The organism is Ensifer sp. ENS02 (assembly GCF_014851885.1).
Classification (GTDB): domain Bacteria; phylum Pseudomonadota; class Alphaproteobacteria; order Rhizobiales; family Rhizobiaceae; genus Ensifer; species Ensifer adhaerens.
The window spans coordinates 41,863-63,509 of sequence record NZ_JACVAO010000021.1 but is presented as its reverse complement, the minus strand read 5'-3'; the positions used below and the strand labels follow the sequence as shown (position 1 = coordinate 63,509).

16 protein-coding genes and 1 pseudogene are annotated in these 21,647 nt (G+C 56.7%); 12 read left to right on the top strand and 5 right to left on the bottom strand.

The genetic code is table 11. From position 1 onward, the window contains the following. Positions 1-877 precede the first annotated feature (877 nt). On the top strand, positions 878-2,167 hold the full coding sequence (locus tag IB262_RS30795) for a reverse transcriptase family protein (RefSeq protein ID WP_192494162.1): 1,290 nt from the start codon (positions 878-880) through the stop codon (positions 2,165-2,167). 141 nt (positions 2,168-2,308) lie between these two features. Here the strand turns inward: IB262_RS30795 and IB262_RS30790 are convergent, their stop codons facing one another. From IB262_RS30790 to IB262_RS30775, 4 genes and pseudogenes are all read right to left on the bottom strand, one after another. Continuing rightward, entirely contained in the window at positions 2,309-4,789 is a 2,481-nt protein-coding gene (locus IB262_RS30790; protein WP_192494161.1) for a S8 family peptidase, read from the bottom strand. Between the two features lie 3 nt (positions 4,790-4,792). Then, positions 4,793-5,797, bottom strand: a complete 1,005-nt coding sequence (locus IB262_RS36145; protein WP_192494160.1) for an ATP-binding protein — start codon at positions 5,795-5,797, stop codon at positions 4,793-4,795. A 363-nt stretch (positions 5,798-6,160) separates the two neighbouring features. Further along, positions 6,161-7,180 (bottom strand): annotated as a pseudogene (locus IB262_RS30780) (Ldh family oxidoreductase). Continuing rightward, complete coding sequence (locus IB262_RS30775; RefSeq protein ID WP_192494159.1) at positions 7,180-7,977, bottom strand: GntR family transcriptional regulator; 798 nt, start codon at positions 7,975-7,977, stop codon at positions 7,180-7,182. The pseudogene IB262_RS30780 and the gene IB262_RS30775 overlap by 1 nt, the downstream one beginning before the upstream one ends. A gap of 195 nt (positions 7,978-8,172) precedes the next feature. Between IB262_RS30775 and IB262_RS30770 the strand changes: the two genes are divergently transcribed. From IB262_RS30770 to IB262_RS30740, 7 genes are all read left to right on the top strand, one after another. Next, positions 8,173-9,627 (top strand): aldehyde dehydrogenase family protein, encoded by a 1,455-nt coding sequence (locus IB262_RS30770; RefSeq protein ID WP_192494158.1) that lies wholly within the window; start codon positions 8,173-8,175, stop codon positions 9,625-9,627. 22 nt (positions 9,628-9,649) lie between these two features. Next, positions 9,650-10,786, top strand: a complete 1,137-nt coding sequence (locus tag IB262_RS30765) for a PotD/PotF family extracellular solute-binding protein (RefSeq protein WP_192494157.1) — start codon at positions 9,650-9,652, stop codon at positions 10,784-10,786. Positions 10,787-10,840: 54 nt separating this feature from the next. Further along, positions 10,841-11,719: an ABC transporter permease gene (locus IB262_RS30760; RefSeq protein WP_192494156.1), complete on the top strand. Its 879-nt coding sequence runs from the start codon at positions 10,841-10,843 to the stop codon at positions 11,717-11,719. Position 11,720: 1 nt separating this feature from the next. Then, the gene (locus IB262_RS30755; protein WP_192494155.1) at positions 11,721-12,515 is read left to right on the top strand and encodes an ABC transporter permease; all 795 of its coding nucleotides are present in this window, start codon (positions 11,721-11,723) and stop codon (positions 12,513-12,515) included. 2 nt (positions 12,516-12,517) lie between these two features. Next, on the top strand, positions 12,518-13,600 hold the full coding sequence (locus IB262_RS30750) for an ABC transporter ATP-binding protein (protein WP_192494154.1): 1,083 nt from the start codon (positions 12,518-12,520) through the stop codon (positions 13,598-13,600). 32 nt (positions 13,601-13,632) lie between these two features. Next, positions 13,633-14,661 carry a proline racemase family protein gene (locus IB262_RS30745; RefSeq protein WP_192494153.1) on the top strand — a complete coding sequence of 343 codons (1,029 nt, stop codon included), beginning with the start codon at positions 13,633-13,635 and terminating at the stop codon, positions 14,659-14,661. 64 nt (positions 14,662-14,725) lie between these two features. After that, positions 14,726-14,929 carry a 4-oxalocrotonate tautomerase family protein gene (locus IB262_RS30740; RefSeq protein WP_192494152.1) on the top strand — a complete coding sequence of 68 codons (204 nt, stop codon included), beginning with the start codon at positions 14,726-14,728 and terminating at the stop codon, positions 14,927-14,929. 31 nt (positions 14,930-14,960) lie between these two features. Here IB262_RS30740 and IB262_RS30735 read toward each other — a convergent pair whose 3' ends face one another. After that, positions 14,961-15,788 carry a helix-turn-helix transcriptional regulator gene (locus IB262_RS30735; protein WP_192494151.1) on the bottom strand — a complete coding sequence of 276 codons (828 nt, stop codon included), beginning with the start codon at positions 15,786-15,788 and terminating at the stop codon, positions 14,961-14,963. A gap of 273 nt (positions 15,789-16,061) precedes the next feature. Here IB262_RS30735 and IB262_RS30730 point away from each other — a divergent pair, with 273 nt between their 5' ends. From IB262_RS30730 to IB262_RS30715, 4 genes are all read left to right on the top strand, one after another. Continuing rightward, positions 16,062-17,693 (top strand): choline dehydrogenase, encoded by a 1,632-nt coding sequence (locus IB262_RS30730; protein ID WP_192494150.1) that lies wholly within the window; start codon positions 16,062-16,064, stop codon positions 17,691-17,693. Between the two features lie 384 nt (positions 17,694-18,077). Beyond that, entirely contained in the window at positions 18,078-19,013 is a 936-nt protein-coding gene (locus IB262_RS30725) for a substrate-binding domain-containing protein (RefSeq protein ID WP_192494149.1), read from the top strand. 92 nt (positions 19,014-19,105) lie between these two features. Beyond that, positions 19,106-20,617 carry a sugar ABC transporter ATP-binding protein gene (locus tag IB262_RS30720; protein ID WP_192494148.1) on the top strand — a complete coding sequence of 504 codons (1,512 nt, stop codon included), beginning with the start codon at positions 19,106-19,108 and terminating at the stop codon, positions 20,615-20,617. Next, on the top strand, positions 20,614-21,606 hold the full coding sequence (locus tag IB262_RS30715) for an ABC transporter permease (protein ID WP_192494147.1): 993 nt from the start codon (positions 20,614-20,616) through the stop codon (positions 21,604-21,606). Before IB262_RS30720 ends, IB262_RS30715 begins: the two co-directional genes overlap by 4 nt. Positions 21,607-21,647 lie beyond the last annotated feature (41 nt).

Sequence of the window (21,647 nt, the reverse complement as noted above, 5' to 3'; positions counted from 1 at the left end):
TTGTCGCACCCTGGACCAACTAAGCTGCGAAAGGATCGAGTGAGCCACATTGTGCTGGTAACCGATCTTATAGGTTCGGGTGATCGCATTTATAGGATGCTCGAATCATTTGGGCATGTGGCGACCCTTCGGAGCTGGCAATCGTACGGATTGATCAAGTTTATCGTCGTCGCTTATGCCTCAACGGACATCGGTCTGAGGCGCCTTCAGACTATGCCTCTGCCTCACGAGGTTCGGTCGGTGGTGAGTTCCGCGACCCTTCACACAGCCTTCAGAGGGGCGAGACGCGAGCTAGCTTACAGCCTCTGTCGAAAATATCCGCCCGCAAGGCGCGGCGATCCCTTTGGATGGAAAGGTGGTGGAGCTCTTATTTCGTTCTCTCATGGTTGCCCCAATAACGCACCTGCTATCCTGTGGACCAGCGCGAACTCATGGAAACCGATATTCCCAGGTCGCAGTGTTTTGGCCGCGCAAGAAGCTTTCGCTGTTGATGACGATCATTTGCTCAGAGAGCGAGCGGAGCGCATACTCAAAGCTGCGACCGCGCGAGAACGATTAGATGACCCGGACGGTCGGCTTTGGCTTTCCACCATGGCGATTTTGGCGGCGAGCGAAGATGGAGCGCGCGGTGCGAGGGAAGTCTCGGCGAGGTTGGGGATACCGCTTAGCGAAGCGGGCTCGCAACTAACGCTCTGTCGAACAGCAGGTTGGATCGCGGGTAAAGGGCGACTTACCCTCTTAGGCCGGCTGGAGCTTAAGCGATTGCGAAGGCGGTTACGTCCTAAAACAGTATTCCCCTCGGATACGAATCCGTTCTACTATCCGAGTCAGCTGAGGGCTCCATGACAGCGATTAGGAATGCGCCGCGGAAGCGGCGATGGGCACCACGGGTGTCCAGAGCATCGGATTCTCGATGCTCGCTTCATGTAGCTTGTTTTTCATGCTGCGCACTGGCACGAGCCTTTACCGGCGGCGTCTTAGGTACGCCTCGCGCCAGTACCCACCGAATGGGGTCAAAGTAATGCAAGCATGGAGCCCTCAGCACTATCGCTACGAAGCAGAGCGTCATGGTGTTCAGGATGAAACAATTGACAATGCTATAGCCCGCATAGAGCTGATTGTAGCGGCCAACGCCAATGTCACTCCTGTTCTCACTTTGCGTCATTTGAGCGAAATGTCGGGAGTCGAATACGGCTTTCTTCGCTCGGTCATCTCACGTTCGATGATGGTGAAAAAGTATCGCGTTTTTTCTTTGAGAAAAAACGTACCGGGTCGCACTCGATATCGAGTGATTTGCGTGCCGAATGACGAGCTAAAGACCGTACAAGACTGGATTGTAAGGAATATCCTGCGCCATACGCGGTCCCATCCAGCTAGCTACGCCTACCATCCCAAGTCACGGCCGGAGTTTGCAGCGAAAGCTCACTGCGGCTGTGACTATCTTTTGAAAGTTGATATTCAGGATTTTTTCAACAGAGTGACTGAGGGCAAGATCAGTCGCATATTCCGTGATCTTGGCTTTTCGGACCTTGTTTCTTTCGAATTGGCTCGCCTTACCACCGTTACAGCGCAAGGTATGGAGCTCCCGGAAGGACTCTCTGAACGTCGATGGCCCGTCATCCCCGCTTACCAATCAAGATATGAGGGCTTTCTGCCGCAGGGAGCTCCGACAAGCCCAATGTTGTCCAACTTGGCAATGCTCGCCTTAGACGAAAAACTTCAGAAGTTGGCAAGCTCGGAAGGCATATCCTACACTCGCTATGCCGATGATCTAACATTCTCAGCTCGAAAGCCTCATGACTTCGAATCGATAAAGCGATTTAAACGGAGAGTTCTTACTGAACTCAATGCTGCGGGATTTCGGCCGAACCTACGGAAGACCCATATCCGTGGCCCAGGAACGCGGCGGATTGTTTTGGGAATGCTTGTGGATGGCCAAAGACCTCGTCTTACGAAGGAGTTCAAAGACGATCTGCGCCAGCACCTCCATTATCTGACTTCAGATGATCATGGCCCGGCTACCCATGCGCAAGCCAATAAGACCTCTATAGGTGGAATGTTTCATATAGTTCGTGGAAAAATTGGATGGGCTACGCGCGTAGAGCCCGAGTATGGCAGGAAATGCCTTATCCAATTTCGAACTATTAAATGGCCTCCTATCTATTGAACGCGCCAAGTCAGGAACAATTTCGCTGGATTTCGATATGATCGATGAACTATAGGTTTCACGCGATAAGATGATCAGCGCATCATTCGGACCGGACAGGCGAAGTGCTTTGCCTCATCCCAGGTGTCAATGATGCCGAGACTAGACCAGGATATCGGTTTCGGCTGCAACCGTCGTCTCAATGCGAGACTTCGCGGCGATTACGCCACTGTAGAGGTCAACCTCGACTCCTGGAGCTTTCAACGTCACGACCAACGAATAGCGTGTCTTACGATTGACGATATCCTTGGCGGCTCGATTGCGCCACCAACCTACAACTGGCTTCACACACAGCAGCTCACGGCTCAACAGCTCGATTGCAGGCCCTGACCAGACGTCGCAGTGCAGGGAGCCTGCCGAAATGCTGCCCGGGCCAAACATCCATCTGGCGTCGTCGGCATGAATTGGTGCCCGCGCACCATCCTCGCGCTCTGCGGCATTGACCCGCTGCTTGAAGCGTTCGGCAAGCTCGCCTCGGCGCTGTAGGTCGAAGCGCAGCCCGAAGGACTGGTAGCGCTGTGGATCGACATTGGCCGAGAACCCTGGATTGGGATCCACGAAGTACGACAGCGTGACCTTGAGCTCGACTACCGCGTTCTGCAGATCCTCCAAGATCGCAGCTGGAAGCGGGAGTTGGTAATAGTGACACTCGTTGAATTCTCGCTGACCTTTCAGACGAAACGGCTGGATAGCGGCCTGAGCGACCAGCGCCAGATGGTCCTGCGCCGAAGCCGACGCCCGGTCGAAATCAGGTACCCCATAGCCAAACCGCCTCATCAGCGGGTACCGGTCCTTCTTTCCTGCAGGACTGTTCAGCTGCTCAAGCATTGGTTCGGTCCATTCGGCGCTATGAATGACAAGCGCCCTGATGGTTTCCGGCCAATAGGTTGGATGCTCGGCCGTGAGCTTTGCGACCATGCGTGCGGCTTGTGCAGTCGCAGCGCTAGTCGCCTGAAACGCGGTAAGGGCGTTTGCGCCGGTTGTCGGCGATGTGGTTAGAAGTGATAGCGAATCTAGGCTGAGAACTTCTCGGCGGGCCGGGCTGAGTGCGCGATTACCGGCCTCCAGGACGACTTCCGGCTTAATTGGCGCGCGGGCGTGAGCCCAATTGACGCTCGTGCGGCTGTAAGGGCTGAGTTCTCCGGGGCCGGCAAGGCACGACCAATCTTCGTAGCCCACGTCGGAGATCTGATTTAGATCGGTGTATCCGCCGACGGTGATGGCGTTCCAAGCCTGACTCGGATCTTCGGCCGGGTAATCGTCCTGCTGGGAAATCCGAGCGTATTCAATTTCGGCTGGGACGTTGCCGGCAGAAATGACGAATAACCGTTTCGGAGCCTCGTCGTCGTCTCCATTCATCGTGCCGGCCGCGGCTTGGTCGATCGCAGCGCTCCAAGTTGATGGGCGGGCACCGGAAACATTGTCGTTAGTCACCGCCATACAGAATATTCGGCTTCTCTCGGGTGCAGCGATTTCCGCCAGCGATACCGCGGTCTGGGTGATCACGCCGTAGGAATGCGGATCGTTCGGGTCCATATCCTGCGGCGGCAAGAGCTTCACCGATTCCAGCCGATGGTTCAGCCGTCGCTCGGACCGATCGGATAGTGCGGCCGTCAAATCCCCGTGCAGGGCCAAGCCTGCCATAGCCGTGCCATGGCTATGATGATCATCGACGCCCCAGTCACGGTCGATTGCGTGCTGGTCGGCTGCAGCCAGGGCCGGCTCGATCAGCGAGTGGCCGCGATTGACTCCCGTATCCAAGACGCAGACGGCAGGTACCTCGTTTCCAGGCCATATGATACGTCCGGCGAGATCGTCGACCCATTCGTTTTGGCTTTCCTGGACGTCTTCAAGGAAGAACACCGGATTGTCGCTCGCGCGTCGAAGCTCGCTGACGACCCCGGTTGCGAAGGTCATCAACTCGATCGCTGCACGGCGCGCGAGAATGGGGATCACAACCGCCTCCGGGAAATACAGCCGGCGATCGGCGGAGGCGGCACGCAGAGAGAGCCGGCGGCAAACGTCCTCAACGGCCGCTTCATTATCGCGATGTGCCCAGATAGCCCACCACATCAGATGCTGAGGGTTGTCGGGCAGAGCACTGGGGTCGTCGGTCCAGAAGACTTCAAGGCGTGCGCGCCTGATCTCCTCGATTTTCTCTACGCGACTGGCATTCGGGGGATTTCCCTTCGGGGAGAGGGGACCTGACAGATAATCATCGAGGATCTGCTGAATGGCTTCTCGCGCATTATCTGGAACATAGAGCGCCACCGTGCGCACGTTGTCGCGGTCCTTAGTCGCCCCTGGGCGTATGCCCTGCTTCTTCCATTCTAAAACGTCGGCACTGGCGCCGGCCCGCAATTCAACTTCGATGTATCCGCCTGCGGCAGGTTCCAGTCTAGGATCTGCACCTCTAAGTTCAGTAATTGCGGCGAGCGCGACATTCAGTTCGTGGCTGAGTTTGCGTCCATGCTCTGCACGGATGCGTGGGACGCTTGAACCACCGCTTCCTGTGCCGGTATAGGGGCTTGCGGTATGGAGCGCCGAAACATCAATGTGCGGAAGCGTGAATCGGCCTGCCATCGGTCAGTGTACACGCTTCTCATCGAGGAAAGCGTCGCGCATCTCCCGACGCTGGTTAAGACGTTGCACGACGTCCTCGGTTGCAATCGTCTTGCGTTCATCAAGGATCGCGGTCTTGACTACATCATCGGCCGCGCGGACGATTTCGGATTGGCTGAGACCGTCGGCTGCCTTGACGATTTTCGTCCAGCCGAGCCTGGCCGATGACATCGGCTTGAGGTTCTTGACAATGATTTGCTTGATCTGGTCGGCCGTCGGCGCTTCAAACTCAAGGACCAGATCGTATCGACGCAACAGCGCTCGATCGAGAAGCGAGGGGTGATTGGTCGAACAAACAATGAGACTGTCCGTCGAATTGCCCTCTTCCATGAATTGCAGGAATGAGTTGAGGACTCGACGCATCTCGGCGACATCGTTCGTCGACGTTCGATGCGCACCAACCGCGTCGAATTCGTCAAAGAGGTAGACGCCGCGCCGCCTTGCGGTTTCGTCGAAAACTAGCCTGAGCTTTGCTGCGGTCTCGCCCATATAGCGGGTGATGAGCCCTTCCAGCCGGATCACGTAATATGGCAGGTTGAGCTCGCCGGCCAGCGCTTCCGAGGACATCGTCTTGCCCGAACCAGGCGGCCCGACGAACAAAAGCCGGCGATTAGGCGTGCGTCCATGTTCCCGCAGCCAGTCACGCTTCCTCTGCTGCCGGATCATATCTTCCAGATTTTCGAGTAATCCCGGCGCCAGAACCACGTCCTTCAGCTTGAAGCGTGGCTCGCGAAGCTCGAGAAGTCCTTCGAGATCGCCTCGAGGCGCCCCGAGCGGAATGGCAACACTTGCTCCTCGGGATTTGCGGCTCCGGGCCTTGTCAACCTCGGCTCGCATTTCATCAGCCGTGGTCTTGTGTCCCTGACGGGCCTCGGATGCGGCAATCTGGAGAGCGATCGAGAAAAACAGGTCGTCGTCGCCCTCGGCGCGACTTCGCAACATGGCAAGGATTTGCTTGGCGTTCGACACGGTCATTCTCTCTTCGTTGAGCCATCCTAATACAAAACCGGGCGGCAATATAAGGCGGTGGCGGAGGTCATCCACATTGGGATCGTGCTTTGGAAGCTACAATATTTCCTTACCAGGGCGGCGCAGCTTCGCTCGTAGCGCAAGTAGCCCTCCATCCAATTCGAGCTGCTCAATAACGTTCCCGACAACCGAAGTTAGAACATATTAGGAACATCGACCATGTTGCAAGCAAAGCTTTTTATCATTTGTAGTCAGGCCTTCATGCGAACGGATGCGCGGGTCGAAGGTTCGTATCCGTTCAAGGCGAGAGATTTGGTGGCCGGCTTTCGGCCAATTGTGGGAAAGCTTGACGTCGCCTAAGGGTCAGAGCGCGTCTGGCGAACTACCGCATAAGGCCTCGATTTGCCGGAAGAGCGACATTGGGACCTCGACTCCTGCCCGGTGGCTCAGCGCTCGCGCGGCATGGCGACGCGCTGAGGGCAGGCGTACGCCGGTTTGAGATGTCGCCTCTTTGAAAAATGTTTCGCCGGCGGTTCTCGCATCGGTCCCAAAGGCCGCAGGGTCGATCACGATAAAAAGCTCACCGCCCGGAGGGGGCCCGCCGTCGGTTATCCCGATCTGAGATACCTCCCGGCTGGTCTTCTCGCGAATGAGAGGACCGGCTATCAATTCCACCATCATCGACAGGGCTGATCCTTTGTAGCCGCCAAAGGGCAAAAGTGCGCCGGCCAAGGCTTCCGATGGGTTCGTGGTTGGACGTCCGCTGGCATCAATTGCCCATCCTTCGGGGAGATGATCACCGGCCAATCGCTTGAGTTCGACTTCACCTCTTGCCGCGGCGCTGGTTGCAAAGTCAAAGATGAACGCGCCGCCGGCGGGGCGCGGCCAGCCGAAACCGATCGGATTGGTGCCCGTCAACCGACTGCTTCCGCCATAGGGTGCGACGGCGCATTGTCCTACTACGAAGCATCAAGCAACGAGGCCGGCATCAACAATCGGTTCGAGGTCTGCCCACAAAGCCGAGAAGTGATGCATGTTGCCTATCGCCATCGCCGCTATGCCTTGACGACGCGCGAGTTCAATCAACTCAGCGCGGCCGACGTCGGCAGACAGGGGAGCAAATCCGCCGTCGCCATTCACTTGGAGGACACTTGCTGCGCTCTGCTGCACCGATGGCTCTGCCTGTGCGTTCGCACGTCCGGCACGAACGGCGGCGATGTAACCCGGCACCCGGTACAATCCGTGTGACCTGCAATCATCTGCCTCGGCGCGCGTCACCACGTCAGCCGTGGCTTTGGCTTGCTTGTCGCTGAACCCATTGGCGGTGAAGGCGTCCAACGAAATCCGGCGCACCTCATCTAGCGACAGTCTGATGTTGCCCATTAAGTCGTTCTCCCCAGAGCTGCCTGATGGCAATGTGTACCGCTGAATACCATTGTTTTCAGGGCTACTAGCTCGATATCGCGCGATCTCGAAGGGATGACATGCTGTTGGATTGTGTTTTTTAAGGCAGACGCGTTCTGACGCCCACAGTCAGCAGCCACAACTGGGTTTCGCTGCCAAATCGCTCGAACAAGGGTATCCGTCTGCGAACTCACGGCAATTTGGGGAAACCTTCCTGACAGAAGGCTATGCGCTCTTAGCATCCGCGCGACGTCACCGAACAATCTATTTAGTGTAGCCGACAAATAGTTGTTTCGTCCCGCGTTCGCTATCGACATATGAAACTCTATAAGCTCGGTGAATGCCGCAGTGTAATTGTAGGCATCCATGGCAAGCGCGAGCGCACTGGCCGATCGCCGCGCAAGTTGCAGGTCTTGGTCTTTTCGGTTCTGGGCTGCGAGATGACATGTCGAACGCAATGTCAATTCCAGGGCATAGAGCAGCGCGTCAACGGATGAATAATCGATCCTGGTGACGGTGGCCGGACGATGTGGAGGGCACTCTACCAGTCCGTCCAAGGATAGCTTTACGAGTGCTTCGCGCACCGCGGTTCGAGACAAGCCCGCGCATCGACCGAGAGCAGCATCATCCAGTAAGGCGCCCGGGAGAAGCTCAAGGTTCACGATCTGCTCTCGTAGTTGATCGTAGACCACCTGCGCGCCGGATCGCCGCTTCCATTCACTTGGAAGGGTCACTTTGTCCTCCTTGTTGTCGGGTCGCTCCACCGCTGCCTTCATGCCGCGCGCGAGTTTCCGATCTTCTCCCTTCCATCGCAGGACCGCTCCCCGGTCTATATACCAACCGGGGTATAACGGGGGACAAGCCAAGAGCGTACGAGGGATGGGACGGATTTAGGCACATGCGGAACCTCTACAGCTCGGCCGGCCTGGTTCGCGATCATCGTTCTTCAGATAGCAAGGGTGAAGTTTCTTATGGCAAGCGAACGAAAATATGGGCTTTGGATCTCGGGAAAGTGGATCGAACCGGCTTCCGGCAAGGTTCTTTCGAGGCGTTCGCCTGCCACCTCTGAACTCGTAGCCACCTTCGCGCTCGCCGGCCCGTCGGAAGTTGAAGACGCTGCAGCCGCCGCTCATTCGACCTTCCTGAAAGGATCATGGCACGAGACTGCTGGTAGCGCGCGGGCAAAGATCCTCAACCGTTGGGCCGATTTGCTTGAAGCCGACAAGGAGCGGTTGGCCCGCATCGAGGCGGACGAGGTGGGGAAAGTAATATCGGCTGCGCGGGGCGAAGTGGAATGGGCGATCGAGCTCGTTCGCTACGCTGCCTCCTTGGCATGGAACCTGCCAGGCAGGCTTATCAATCACGAAGGAAGCGACAAGCTTGGGCTTGTTACACAAGAACCGTTTGCGGTCGTGGCGATGATCGTGCCTTGGAATTATCCGATTGTCACCCTGTTCCAAAAGTTGCCCTTCGCCCTCGCAGCCGGCTGCTCGGTTGTTGTAAAGCCTTCCGAGTTGACTGCCGGGACGGCTCTCGAATGCGCGCTTCTCGCGCAGAAGGCGGGCATTCCTGACGGCGTTATCAACGTCGTGCCGGCGGTTGGGGAAGAGGTCGGGAACGTTATCTGTGACAGCCCCTTCATCGATATGATTTCGTTCACGGGTTCCACTCGAGTGGGAAGTCTTCTCGCATCTCGCGCCGGAAAGAAGGTGAAAAAAGTCGCACTTGAGCTCGGCGGCAAAGGTGCGAACGTTGTGTTCGGAGACGCCGATATCAATGCTGCCGTTGACGGTGCGCTGTTCGGATTCACAGCCAATCAGGGTGAAGAATGCTGCGCCGCAGGTCGTCTCTTCGTCCATGAATCCATCTTCGAGGAATTCGTTAATCGCCTGAGCGCGAAGGCTCGGGAGTTGAAGATCGGTATTGAGGATGACGCGTCCATTGGAGCGCTCATTCATAAAGAGCATTTCGATCGCGTTATCGGGTTCATCGAAGGTGCGCAGGAAGATGGCGCCACACTCATCTCTGGCGGAAAGAAACCGACGGACAAATCTCTGGCAAATGGGTTTTTTGTCGAGCCCACAATCCTCACGAACGTGAAGCCCGAAATGGCAGTTTTCCGTGAAGAAGTGTTCGGGCCTGTCGTTTGCGCCATCCCATTCCAAACCGATGAACAGGTCGTCGATCTGGTCAACGACACGAGCTACGGGCTTGCAAACGGTATTTGGACCAATGACCTCTCGCGCGCCCTATCGGTCTCGCGCCGCATCAAGAGCGGCACTGTCTATGTGAACGCTTACCTCGAGACGGTTCCGCAATTGCCCTTCGGCGGCATGAAGGACAGCGGGATGGGCCGTGAAAACGGGCCGGAAGGCATTCTTGAATTTATGGAGACCAAGTCGATCTACGTCAAACTCACACAGTAACGCGAAGAAGAAGGGGAAGGACATGACAAACATGCATAACAAGATCTTCGCCGAAATATCCCGCCGCAACCTGTTGAAGGGAGCGGCGTGGGCAACGGCCGGTTTAGCTTCGGCGCGATTGTTCACTACGACCGCATATGCCGCCGGTGGCGAACTCAATATCATGGCATGGGAAGGCTATGATCTGAATGTCGAGCTCGCTGATTGGCGCAAGGCTAATGGCGTAACGGTGAAGTCGAGTTCGATGACGTCGCAGGATGACGTTCATACGCCATTCCTGGCGGGTAACCCGCCAGGTATCGACGTTGCCGAATACAATCATGCCTATGCGGATCTCTACATCCGTGAGCTCCAGATTGTGAAGCCACTCGACCGCAGCAAGCTCCCAAACTATAGCGGCGACAATCTTTTCGACGCGTTCTTTGACAAGCCCACCTGGTTTTCCAACGGTCAACTGTGGGCTGCGCCCTACATCTGGGGGATGAACTCGATCGTTTACAATCCCAAACGATTGCAGGCGCCGACCTCGTACGCCGATCTGCTCAAACCAGAGCTCAAGGGCCGGATCGCGATCTGGGACGAACCGACGGTTATGTGGCCGATCGCGGCACGAGTCGCGGGCTTAGGCGAGAAGTACCCGCAGCTCACTCGGGACGAGGTCAACGCTGCGTTCACCGAGCTCGGAAAGTGGCGGGATCATGCTCGGCTCATCGCACTCAATATGGGCGAGCTCATCAATTTCATGGTTTCGGGTGAGATCGACGCTGTGGTGTGTGCCGATCCGGCGATCATCGTCCAGGCTCAGCAGCAGAGTGTCGAACTGGCGATTGCCTATCCCAAAGAAGGGGCGGTGCTGTGGGTGGACGCATGGTTCATGCCGGTTTCCTGCGACAATGAAGAAACGGCCCAAGCCTTCATCAATGAGGCTTTGAATCCCGAGGTTCAGGCAAAGGTTGCCATGGCTGTCAACCAGGCGCCGGTTTCGAAAAAGGCCGTTGAATTCCTGGATGAAAAATCTCGCGAGCGCTTTGCGTTCGATCAGGTCGACCAAATGCTTAAGGCCGGTCTTCCGGGCATACCTCCCGCAGCTAGCGATTCCGATATCGCGAGCTACGGCGATTGGCTGCAGGCATGGCAGTCTTTCAAGGCCGGTAAGTAGTTTCAATGTCGCCTCTATCGCTGGAAAGCGGTAGAGGCGACCTAGGATACCACAATGAGTTCTCAACGCTCTCTTGGATGGCTCTTGGCCGCGCCGGCTGGCGCGTCAATGGCGCTTCTGTTCTTTCTGCCGGCAGGATTCCTGCTCGTCTACAGCTTTTGGACGAGCACGGGTTTTCGCATTGTTCCCGACTTATCCCTGTCCAATTACATTAAATCGCTGACGTCGGCTCTCTTCATCGACGTCACGTTCAATGCTGTCGTGATCGGCCTGGTGACTGCCGCGGCCTCCGTCGCCCTGTCGATCCCGGTCGCGTACTATCTCACCTATGTGACAAGATCGAAAACGGTCTACTATGCCGTGTTGATCACCTGGTTCTCCAGCTATCTCGTTCGCATTTACGCATGGCGAACGATGTTGGGTACGAATGGTTTGCTCAACACTTTGCTAATTCAAATTGGTGCGATCGACGCGCCGATTGAAGCCTTGTTGTTCAGCCGTTTTGCGGTCGCGCTGGCATTGGTGCACATCTACCTGCCGTTTTGCGTGCTGCTTGTTGTTTCGTCGTTCAGCGAAATCAAGAAGGAGCTTTTAGAAGCAGCCCGCGACCTTGGAACGGGTCCATTTGGGGCATTCTGGAAAGTTGTAGCGCCGAACGCGGCCAACGGTCTGATCGGCGCCTTCACGCTTACATTTTTGCTTGCCGCTGGTGACTATGTGACCCCTCAGATGCTCGGTGGCACGACCGGACAAACGACGGGACTGTTGATTGCCGACTACTTCAGACGGAGCGGCAACTGGCCGTTGGGGGCCGCTCAAGCGTTTATCATGTTCGCCATTTCTGTCGCCGTCTACGCCACATTGATCTTGATCGGGCGCGCGACCGGCCTCGTTCCCAACACCAAACGCGCCCGTAGTCTAGAGGAGGATTGAGATGCTGTTGCGCGCCGTCGTCTATCTTATCGTCGCATTTCTCCTCGGCCCTCTCGCAGTCATCGTGCTGTTCAGCTTTCACAGCACACCCGCGCTTTCCTTTCCATTTGAAGGCTTCAGTTTGCGCTGGTACGCCGAGTTGATAGGGAATGCACAGCTGCTCGAGGCGTTGGGAAGAAGCCTTCTCATTGCTAGCGCGACTGCAATGATCACGCTTGTTCTCGGCGCTTTTGCCTCACTGGCCTGGCTTAGGCTTTCGTCCCGGGGCAAATTGGTGCTCGAACTCGTGTGCATCATTCCAATTGCAATGCCCGCATTGTTTATCGGCGTTGCACTGCTGGTCGGTTTCGCACAAATCCGACTGTCGCTATCCCTGCTGACTATCGTTCTCGGTCACGTCGTTTTGACCCTCCCGATGTTGATGGTTGCCATGCGCGCCAAGCTCGCTCTTTTCGATCCTTCTCTAGAGGATGCGGCCAGGGATCTTGGAGCAGGGACCTTCGAAACGTTCTGGCGGGTTACGCTACCACTCGCAATGCCCACCTTGATCGCCAGCACGATACTGAGCTTTGCGGTCTCGTTCGATGAATTCGTCGTAACCTCGTTTGTATCTGGGACCGAGACTACGCTGCCCCTCTTCATTTGGTCGATGATGCGTCGAACCGTGACGCCTCTCATCAATGCCGTTTCAACGCTCGCTCTTCTTTTCTCCGTCTTACTGCTCCTCGGGGCGGTGATCATGATGCGGATTCGTCGAGCGACCATGATCGACAATGCTGCCGACGGAGGCAATTGACTATGGCAAATCCAATCATCGAAATTCGCAATGTTCACAAGCGGTTCGGCACCTACGTCGCCCTCCATGACGTAAATCTGACGATCGAAAAGGGAGAGATCGTCACGCTTCTCGGCCCAAGCGGGTGCGGCAAGAGCACCCTCATGCGGATGGTGGCGGGGTTTGACGATCCGACGGAAGGCGAGATCAAAATAGGAGGAAAGTCCGTAAACGGCACGCCGCCTGACCGGCGCCCGGTCAATATGGTCTTTCAACGCTATGCCCTCTTTCCCCATTTGGATGTCTTCGACAACGTTGCATTCGGTCTGCGAGTGAGGCGCTTGCCGTCGCGCGAGGTCACGGAACGGGTCAAGCACATGATCTCCGTGGTTCAGTTGGACCAGTTCAAACACCGCTACATCCATGAACTGAGTGGGGGGCAGTGCCAACGGGTGGCGCTCGCTCGAGCACTCATCAACGAACCAGAGGTTTTGCTGCTCGACGAGCCGTTGGCTGCGCTCGATCTGAAGATCCGTCAACACATGCTAGCCGAGATGAAGCGGATCCATGAGGCCACTGGCGCGGCATTTCTCTACGTCACCCACGACCAGGATGAGGCGCTGTTCCTGTCCGACCGCATTGTTCTTCTGGAGAAGGGTAAAATCCTGCAGGTCGATACACCACATGACATCTATCGGAAGCCACGATCGCTTTTTGCAGCGAAGTTTCTCGGAGAGACCAATCTGATCCCGGCGACGGTGGTGAGAACAGGACCGACGGGCACCCATCTTCGCGCCAACGATGGCACGGTGTTCTTTTCCAACCAAGATGTCCTTGCCAAGGACGGGCAGGCGGTCACCGTGTCCCTTCGGCCAGAGGCAATCACTCTTCAGTCGAACCATGGAGCGGGGAGCGGCGAAGGCACTTCGGCCACGGCGGTATGCCGCCAGTCGACGTTCCTCGGCAGTCGCACCTTCGTGGACGCGCTCGTGGGCTCGAGCACACATATCCGCATTCAACGTACCGGCATCAGCGATATTCCACCGGTAGGCGGCAACCTTTCCATCTCGTGGCGACCAGAGGACGTCGTGGTCCTTGCCCACTGAGGGGCTGTCGAAAATCCAAGAAGGGAGTGATCATGCGATCGAAGAAAATCATCCACGTCGTGACGTGCCATGCAGAAGGTGAAGTCGGTGACGTCATTGTTGGCGGCGTTGCGCCGCCGCCCGGGGACACTGTTTGGGAACAGGCACGTTGGATTGAGAACGACGGAACACTGCGCAACTTTGTTCTCAATGAACCGCGTGGCGGCGTGTTCCGGCATGTCAATGTGCTGGTACCCCCGAAGAATCCGCAAGCGCAGATGGGCTGGATCATCATGGAGCCGGCCGACGTTCCGCCGATGTCCGGCTCCAATTCCATATGTGTCGCCACGGTTCTGCTCGACACCGGGATTATACCGATGCAGGAACCCGTCACGCGCCTCGTTCTTGAACCACCCGGCGGCCTGATCGAAGTGGAAGCTGAGTGCAAGGACGGCAAGGCCGAGCGAATCCACGTTCGTAATGTGGCGTCGTTTGCCGACAAGCTCGATGTTCCGTTGGAGCTTGAAGGGTTTGGGACCGTCAGCGTCGACACCGCCTATGGTGGAGACAGCTTCGTGTTCGTGGACGCCGCGACCCTTGGCTTGTCGCTCGAACCCGAAAACGCCCGTGAACTCGCGCAACTGGGCATGCGGATCACGAAGGCGGCCAATGAGCAATTGGGCTTTCGACACCCTGAGAAAGACTGGAACCACATCTCATTCTGCCAATTTACTAACCCGGTTTACAGCGAAGACGGCGTGATGAAGGGCAAAAACGCGGTCGCTATCCGGCCGGGTAAGATCGACAGGTCTCCCACAGGGACAGGTTGCTCGGCTCGAATGGCAGTGCTTCATGCCAAGGGGCAGCTGAAGGTCGGCGAAAAGTTCGTCGGGCTTTCCCTTATCGATACCGAATTCCATTGCAGTATCGACAGCGAGGTCAAGGTGGGGGAGCGGAACGGTATTCGGCCGATTATCTCGGGCCGTGCATGGGTGAGCGGTACGTCTCAGCTGATGCTGGATCCGAGTGATCCCTTCCCGACCGGCTACAAGTTGTCCGATACCTGGCCGATGGATCTTTAATGGACAAATCGTGGAGGGCTCGGAGATCCGGGCCCTCGATTGATCAAGGAGGTGGGGCAGACGAATGCCGATTGTCAGAATTTCGCTCTTTCCCGGTCGCGATCAGGAACGGAAGGACGCCGTCGCTTCGGAGATTACGAAGGTCTTCTCGACCGTTATGGGGATTCCTACGGCTGACACGATCGTTCTCTTTGAAGAAATAGAAAAAGCCGACTGGTATCGTTCCGGCGTGCCCTACACTCGAAACGTTGCTGAGCAGCCCGAATAGACATGAAGGGGCGCACTCATAGGCGCCCCTCTTACCTTGTGGTGATGATGTGGGCGCAGAACATGAGAAACATCTCCGCCTGGCTCGTGATCCCCAGTTTGTCGTAGATGTTGCGTCGATGGACCTTCGCGGTTCCTTCAGCAATGTCGAGGTTGTGCGCGACCGACAGCGTGGAGTGACCGCGCAGAAGAAGGCTTACGATCGTCTGCTCACGCGGCGAAAGCTTGTCTTTCGCGAAGGTAGCGACTGCCTTCTCAAGCGTCGATTGCGAGGAAGATTCTACAGTCACGGAACTCGAAACCGACTGTTTCCAGTGCTCGACCGAGGTCTCTATGACAACATCCTGCAAAAGCTTCAGGTTATCGAACTCGGCCTCATCAAAAGGGGTATCTCCCTTTCGCCGCATCAGCGATATCACGAGGTAAAGGTCGTCGGTCGGCTTAGCCATATAGACGATTTCTTCGGCCAACGACCCTGCGTCATCCGAGACGCAGGGATGGAAATCCGAAGAGTTATAGAAATCGCTCGAGAAATAGTTGTCCGGGGCGAGTTCAGTGAGGCGGTACAAACCTGGGGCAACACCTTCGCTGCACGCAGTGTATACCGCATCGAGCAGATAGGTGCCGGAAAGAAATTTATCGATCACCTTCGAGGAAACAAACTCCGCAAGGTTCCCGAACAGGAAAAATGGCCGGGCGCTCGCTGAGAACACGGTGACCGTATAAATGTCGAATGGCGCAACTTTCCGAAGCGCAGAAAAGAGAACCGCGGGATACTCATGTCGCCCCCTGGATTGATAAAGTTCGCGCGCAAAGGCGACCGCTGCGCGGGCATCCAGCTTCTCACTCGTGGTGCTCAATTATATTCTCGCCTTTCCAAGCCCTTTTGCACTGGTTAGCTCTTTGAGAGCCCCCCAAACCTCTTCGACGGCAGCCAAGCCATCAATATCCCGAATGGGGTATACCCGCTCGGATCGCTACTCCGCTAACTCTGTCAAAGAATAGCGCAGAACTATCGGTTGTCCTACCGCGTTCGTGAGCACCAGCATCGCTCCTGGGGCTTGGCGTTGGGACGCGCGCCCGGGATTCTGCACCCGACACTGAAGAGAGCCTTTTTACGGGAAGTGTTTGTAATGGCGAAAGAAAGCTACGACTACGTTGTGATTGGCTCGGGTGCCGCAGGCTCGATTGTGGCCAAGCGATTGGGCGAGGATCCGGCTGTCCGCGTCTTGGTTCTCGAGGCCGGCCCCTCAGACAATTCCGTTTTTGTTCGCATGCCCGCGGCCCTTTCCTTTCCACTCACTGACAAGAGGCGCATATGGTCGTTCGATACTGGCCCCGAACCTGAGCTGGGTCCGCGTCATGTCACGCATGTTCGCGGTAAGATGTTCGGCGGATCGGGTTCCCTGAACGGTATGGTTTACGTGCGCGGAAACCCTCGCGACTTTGACCGGTGGGCCCGCGACTTTAATCTGCCTGAGTGGTCGTATGCGCACTGCCTTCCCTACTTCAAGCGGTTGGAGAACTTCGACGGCGGCGGGAACGAGTATCGTGGAAGCGAAGGGCCGATCCGGATAACGACCATGAAGGCCCAGCATGAGTTGTTTCGGGCGTTTTTGGAAGCGGGCCAACAGGCTGGCCATCCTCTGAATGCAGACTACAACGCCTTTCGACAGGAGGGCGTGCACGCCTATCAGGCGAACATCGATCACGGGATCCGTGCGAGCTCCGGACGGCAATACCTTCGGCCGGCGTTAAGCAAGGGCAATGTGCACCTCAAGCTCAACGCACTCGTGCACCGTGTCCTCTTTGATAAGAGGCGTGCGGTGGGCGTGCGCTTCGAACAAAACGGAGCGATTCACGAGGTATTTTCTGAGCGAGAGGTCATCGTTTGCGGCGGCGCGTTCAATACACCGCATGTCCTTTTGCTTTCCGGGGTAGGGCCGAAGGCTGAACTGGCAGCTGTGGGTATCGAGACGGCAATCGATCTGCCGGGAGTCGGAAAGGGGATTCAGGATCACATTGCGGTTTCGGTAAAGTATCGCGCGGCGCGTAAAGGTGTCTCGCCGGGCGTTAACATGAACCTGTTCAAGATGGCGGCTGTCGGCGCCCAATGGCTGTTCCTGAGGTCCGGTCTTGGCGCTACCAACCTGTGGGAAACCGGCTCGTTTTTCAAAAGTAGCGAGCGGGCCGAATATGCAAATATCCAGCACGAATTCCTGCCTGTTCTGGGTGAGTTGTCTCACGGAAGTGTAACGGCCGAAGACGGCTTTGTTTATCAGACCTGCCTTGCACTTCCGCGCAGCCGTGGCGCTGTTACGCTAACGTCGGCTGACCCTCGTGTGCTGCCAAAAGTCGTGCTCAACTACCTCGCCGAGCGGCAAGACCAGATCGACCTCATGGATGGCATTCGGCATACGGACGAGATCGTTCACCAATCGGCGTGGGACAGGTTGCGCGGGAAACCCGTCGATCCTGGCCTTTATAAGATGAGTGACACCGACCTGCTTTCCTGGCTTAGGAAAAACGTCAACACCCAATATCATCCATGTTCCAGCTGCAGAATGGGTTCGGACGACATGGCGGTCGTCGATAGCGATGGCAAGGTACACGGCGCCGAGGCGTTGCGCATCGTCGACGCATCGGTGATGCCGCGAATTACCAATGCGAACTTGCACAGCCCCGTGATGATGGTGGCAGAGAAGCTGTCAGATGCAATCAGAGGCAAGGCACCCCTGGCACCACAGAAAGTGACCTACGCATAAGGCTGAACTGTGAGAGTTGGCTTACCCAGAGGCGCCGTAAGGCGCCTCTTCTCGTTTCGAAACCTTCCAAGAATGAAGGGGCTTGGAGCGGGTCCGGCAAACTAGGCGAGATGATCGCCTCTATTCGAAGCCATGAGCGCAACGCCATATATCCAATGGGGTATACTTGGCCAGCATCGTGAGTGGTACCCCTTTAGCGCCTCGAAGAGGGAGGCTTAGCAAACAGCGCCAAACGGTCCGAGATCGTTCAGTGATGTCCGAGTAATTGTCGGGCAACACTGCAGGTCTGTTGTGCCGAGATTCCAGCGAAAGCGAGGGTGACTCAGCGGCCAGCATGGGAGGGCGCTGCGTCTAAGCGGAAAACAACGAAAAAAAGGGAACACGATGAAAAAAGCAAGCCTCCTAATTGGTGCACTCGTCGCAATGTCCGCACTCGCTGCCTCCAACAGTTGGGCCGCGGACAAACCGGTGATTGGCCTGGTCATGAAGTCTTTGGCAAACCCATTCTACAAGACAATGGTTGATGGCGCGCAGGCCTATGAAGCAGAGCGCGGTGACTTCGTGCTGAAAGCAGTAGGAATGCAGTCCGAAACCGACGTCGACACGCAACTAACTGCGATCGACAGCATGATCACCCAACAGGTGGACGCAATCATCATCATCCCAGGCGACTCCCGAGCGCTGGTTCCCCCGCTCAAGCGCGCCCTTGACGACAATATCCAAGTTATCGACATGCTGACGCCGCTCGACCCAAAGGCGATGCAGGATGCAGGAATCGATATCGGCTACTACGGTCCCGATGACCGCGAAGCGACAAAGCTGGTGGGCGACGTGCTTGCCAAAAAGCTCGGCCCGGGTGGAAAAGTTGTCGTCCTAGAAGGGGCGCCAGGGGTAGAAAACGCGGTCAACCGCAAGCAAGGCTTCGTCGATGCGATCGAAGAAGGGAAACTCGCTCTTCTCGCATCGCAGACGGCTTATTGGGAAACCGAACAGGCAAATACCGTCTTCACCAACATGCTCGCGGCGTACCCCGACGTTCAGGGTGTGATGGCCGCGAACGACTCCATGGCCATCGGCGCAATCAAGGCTATCGAGGCCGCGGGCAAGACCGGACAAATCCAGGTCGTGGGCTTCGACAACTTGGATGCCGTGCAACCCTTCCTCAAGGACGGAAAGCTCCTAGCCACCCTGGACATGTTTGCTGCTCAGCAGGCCGTGAAGGCGATTGATCTGGCACTTGCCTCGCTCGAAACGAAGACGCCGCTCAAAGGCTGGGTAAAAGGTGAAGTCAAGCTGATCACTGCTGCCGACGCGAAGTAGCGGACACGGCCGCGCGCGAAGTAGGCGAGCGGCCGATTTCTTCACGACTTTTGCAGTTCGTATGTGGGGCGTGCACCTGAACGGGGTGAAACATGCAGGAAATTCTTGTGCTATCCGATGTTCGGAAGCGGTACGGCGGAGCGGTCGCGCTTGATGGCGTCAGCTTCGATTTGCGGCCGGGCGAAATACATGCTCTCGTCGGTGAGAACGGCGCGGGGAAATCTACCCTTATCAAGATACTTACCGGGATCGTCGCTCGTGACGAGGGTGCCATCCAGCTCTTTGGGGAACCTTACACACCTAGCGCGCCGTCCGATGCGAAACGTCTCGGAATCCAGGTGGTACACCAGGAGTTCAGCCTTCTTCCCCACCTGTCGATCGCCGAAAACATCTGTTTCGAGGACATTCCGCGCAACAGGCTCGGCTGGATAGACTATCGGGCGCTGTATTCCCGGTCGCGTGCCGCTCTGGCGGCTGTTGGCTTGAGCGACATTGATGTGCGTCGTCCTGTTGAGCAACTCGGTGTGGCGCACCAGCAACTCGTCGAAATTGCACGCGCTCTGATGTCGGAGAGCCGCATTCTCATTCTCGACGAGCCGACCGCCACTCTGACGGAGCGCGAGACGAAAAGGCTCTTTGAGATCGTCCTTCGCCTCAAATCTGAAGGTGTTGCGATCGTCTTTGTGTCACATCACTTCAATGAGATTTTTTCGATCTGCGATCGGGCAACAGTTCTCAGAAACGGCAAGTCCGTCCTTACCGTCCCAATCGCGCAGACGACGCCGGAAGATCTGGTATCGAACATGGTGGGTCGACAACTTGCTGCCGCGATGGCCCATAGTCATGAGGAGACCAGTTCAGGCCACGTGGCCCTGGCGCTGGATGATTGGCGGCCGGCCGCGTTGAGCAGATCTCGCGGGCTGTCGCTTTCGGTAGGTTATGGCGAAGTCGTTGGTATCGCCGGCCTGGTTGGATCGGGTCGAACCGAGCTTCTTCGCTCCATCTTTGCTGTCGATCCCGTCATCGGCGGCGACATGCGTCGGGACGGGAAGAAGAGGAAGTATCGAAGCCCCAAGGATGCGATTGCCGACGGCATCGGCTTTGTCACTGAGGATCGAAAGACAGAAGGGTTGATCCTTGACATGCCGATTGCATCCAACATCTCACTTGCATGTCTTCAAAGTGTTTCCAGGTTGAAGTTCTTGAAAGGCGAGAGTGAGCGAGCGCTGACAACGACGATCGGCGAGGAGGTCCGGCTGAAGTACGGTCGATCCACGGATCCTGCATCGACATTATCGGGCGGAAACCAGCAAAAAGTGGTCTTGGCCAAGTGGCTTGCTACAAAACCGCAGATCTTGCTGCTCGACGAGCCAACCCGTGGCATCGACGTCGGCGCCAAGGCTGAAATCTACGCGCTTCTAAGAAAGCTTGCGCAGCAAGGGCTCGCCTTGATCATTGTTTCGTCCGAACTTCCAGAACTTATGACCTTGTGCGACCGCATCTTGGTGATGTCGAAACAGAACTTGGCGGGCAAGCTCGCGCGCAAGGATTTTTCCGAAGAACGTATTTTGCAACTCGCCTACGCCGAGGAGGGCCGGGCATGACCGACATTGTTCACCAAAATTTCAGTGGAGTTAGTATGAACGGCAAGGCATTCCTCCGGCAATCCGGAATTGGGATCGCATTGCTGCTCCTGATCGCGGTGTTCTCGCTATCGACCGAACACTTTCTGACCACGAGCAATCTGACAAACATCCTCACCCAGATCACGATCAATGTCATTCTTGCGGTTGGGATGACCTTCGTCATTCTCATCGGTGGGATCGACCTATCTGTGGGATCGGTGCTTGCTTTTTCTGCGGTGATCGCCGGCCTGATTATCACGGCGCCAGGGCTCGAACCCGGTCCCGCGATCGTCCTTGCCGTCATCGGCGCGATCGGAGCTGGTGTCGTTTGTGGCGTTTTGAATGGAGTTGTCAGCGCCTGGTGGAAGATCCCGTCGTTCATTGTCACACTCGGCACTCTCAACATTGCTCGAGGCGGCGCATTGCAGGTGACGAATGCGGGCACGATCTATTCCTTTCCGCCTGCGTTCAACGCGTTCGGCTCCATGTCGCTTGGCGGCATTCCCTTGTTGTTTCTCATCGCGCTGATTCTGGTCGCACTGGGCTGGATCATTCTTAACAGAACGATCTTCGGAAGGATTCTCTACGGCATCGGCAACAATGAAGAGGCAGTACGTCTGGCTGGCCATAACGTCTTCGCCTACAAAGTTGCGGCCTTCACAATATGCGGCGCCACCGCCGGCGTAGCGGCGATCGCTTACATGGCTCGTTTGAACGTGGCCAGTCCGATCATCGGGTCGGGGTTTGAACTGAACGCAATTGCCGCCGTCGTCATTGGCGGAACGAGCCTCAACGGTGGACGGGGCACCATCATCGGGACTTTGTTGGGTGCGTGTGTGATCGGTGTTCTCGCAAACGGTCTCATCCTTTTAGGCCTTACTGATTTCATTCGGCAGATGATCACCGGCGCCGTGATTATCTTTGCGGTCGTATTGGATCGATACCGCGACCGGCTGACGGCAAAATAATAGGCCGCCGCCGAACCGGACTGGCGGGCGCTGTGATCTTG

Coding starts and splice junctions, on each gene's coding strand:
- IB262_RS30760 (WP_192494156.1), top strand. CDS start 10,841: ATGAGTTCTCAACGCTCTCTTGGATGGCTCTTGGCCGCGCCGGCTGGC.
- IB262_RS30795 (WP_192494162.1), top strand. CDS start 878: ATGGGCACCACGGGTGTCCAGAGCATCGGATTCTCGATGCTCGCTTCA.
- IB262_RS30790 (WP_192494161.1), bottom strand. CDS start 4,789: ATGGCAGGCCGATTCACGCTTCCGCACATTGATGTTTCGGCGCTCCAT.
- IB262_RS30750 (WP_192494154.1), top strand. CDS start 12,518: ATGGCAAATCCAATCATCGAAATTCGCAATGTTCACAAGCGGTTCGGC.
- IB262_RS30725 (WP_192494149.1), top strand. CDS start 18,078: ATGAAAAAAGCAAGCCTCCTAATTGGTGCACTCGTCGCAATGTCCGCA.
- IB262_RS30775 (WP_192494159.1), bottom strand. CDS start 7,977: ATGAAGGCAGCGGTGGAGCGACCCGACAACAAGGAGGACAAAGTGACC.
- IB262_RS30720 (WP_192494148.1), top strand. CDS start 19,106: ATGCAGGAAATTCTTGTGCTATCCGATGTTCGGAAGCGGTACGGCGGA.
- IB262_RS30740 (WP_192494152.1), top strand. CDS start 14,726: ATGCCGATTGTCAGAATTTCGCTCTTTCCCGGTCGCGATCAGGAACGG.
- IB262_RS30755 (WP_192494155.1), top strand. CDS start 11,721: ATGCTGTTGCGCGCCGTCGTCTATCTTATCGTCGCATTTCTCCTCGGC.
- IB262_RS30715 (WP_192494147.1), top strand. CDS start 20,614: ATGACCGACATTGTTCACCAAAATTTCAGTGGAGTTAGTATGAACGGC.
- IB262_RS30765 (WP_192494157.1), top strand. CDS start 9,650: ATGACAAACATGCATAACAAGATCTTCGCCGAAATATCCCGCCGCAAC.
- IB262_RS30745 (WP_192494153.1), top strand. CDS start 13,633: ATGCGATCGAAGAAAATCATCCACGTCGTGACGTGCCATGCAGAAGGT.
- IB262_RS30730 (WP_192494150.1), top strand. CDS start 16,062: ATGGCGAAAGAAAGCTACGACTACGTTGTGATTGGCTCGGGTGCCGCA.
- IB262_RS30770 (WP_192494158.1), top strand. CDS start 8,173: ATGGCAAGCGAACGAAAATATGGGCTTTGGATCTCGGGAAAGTGGATC.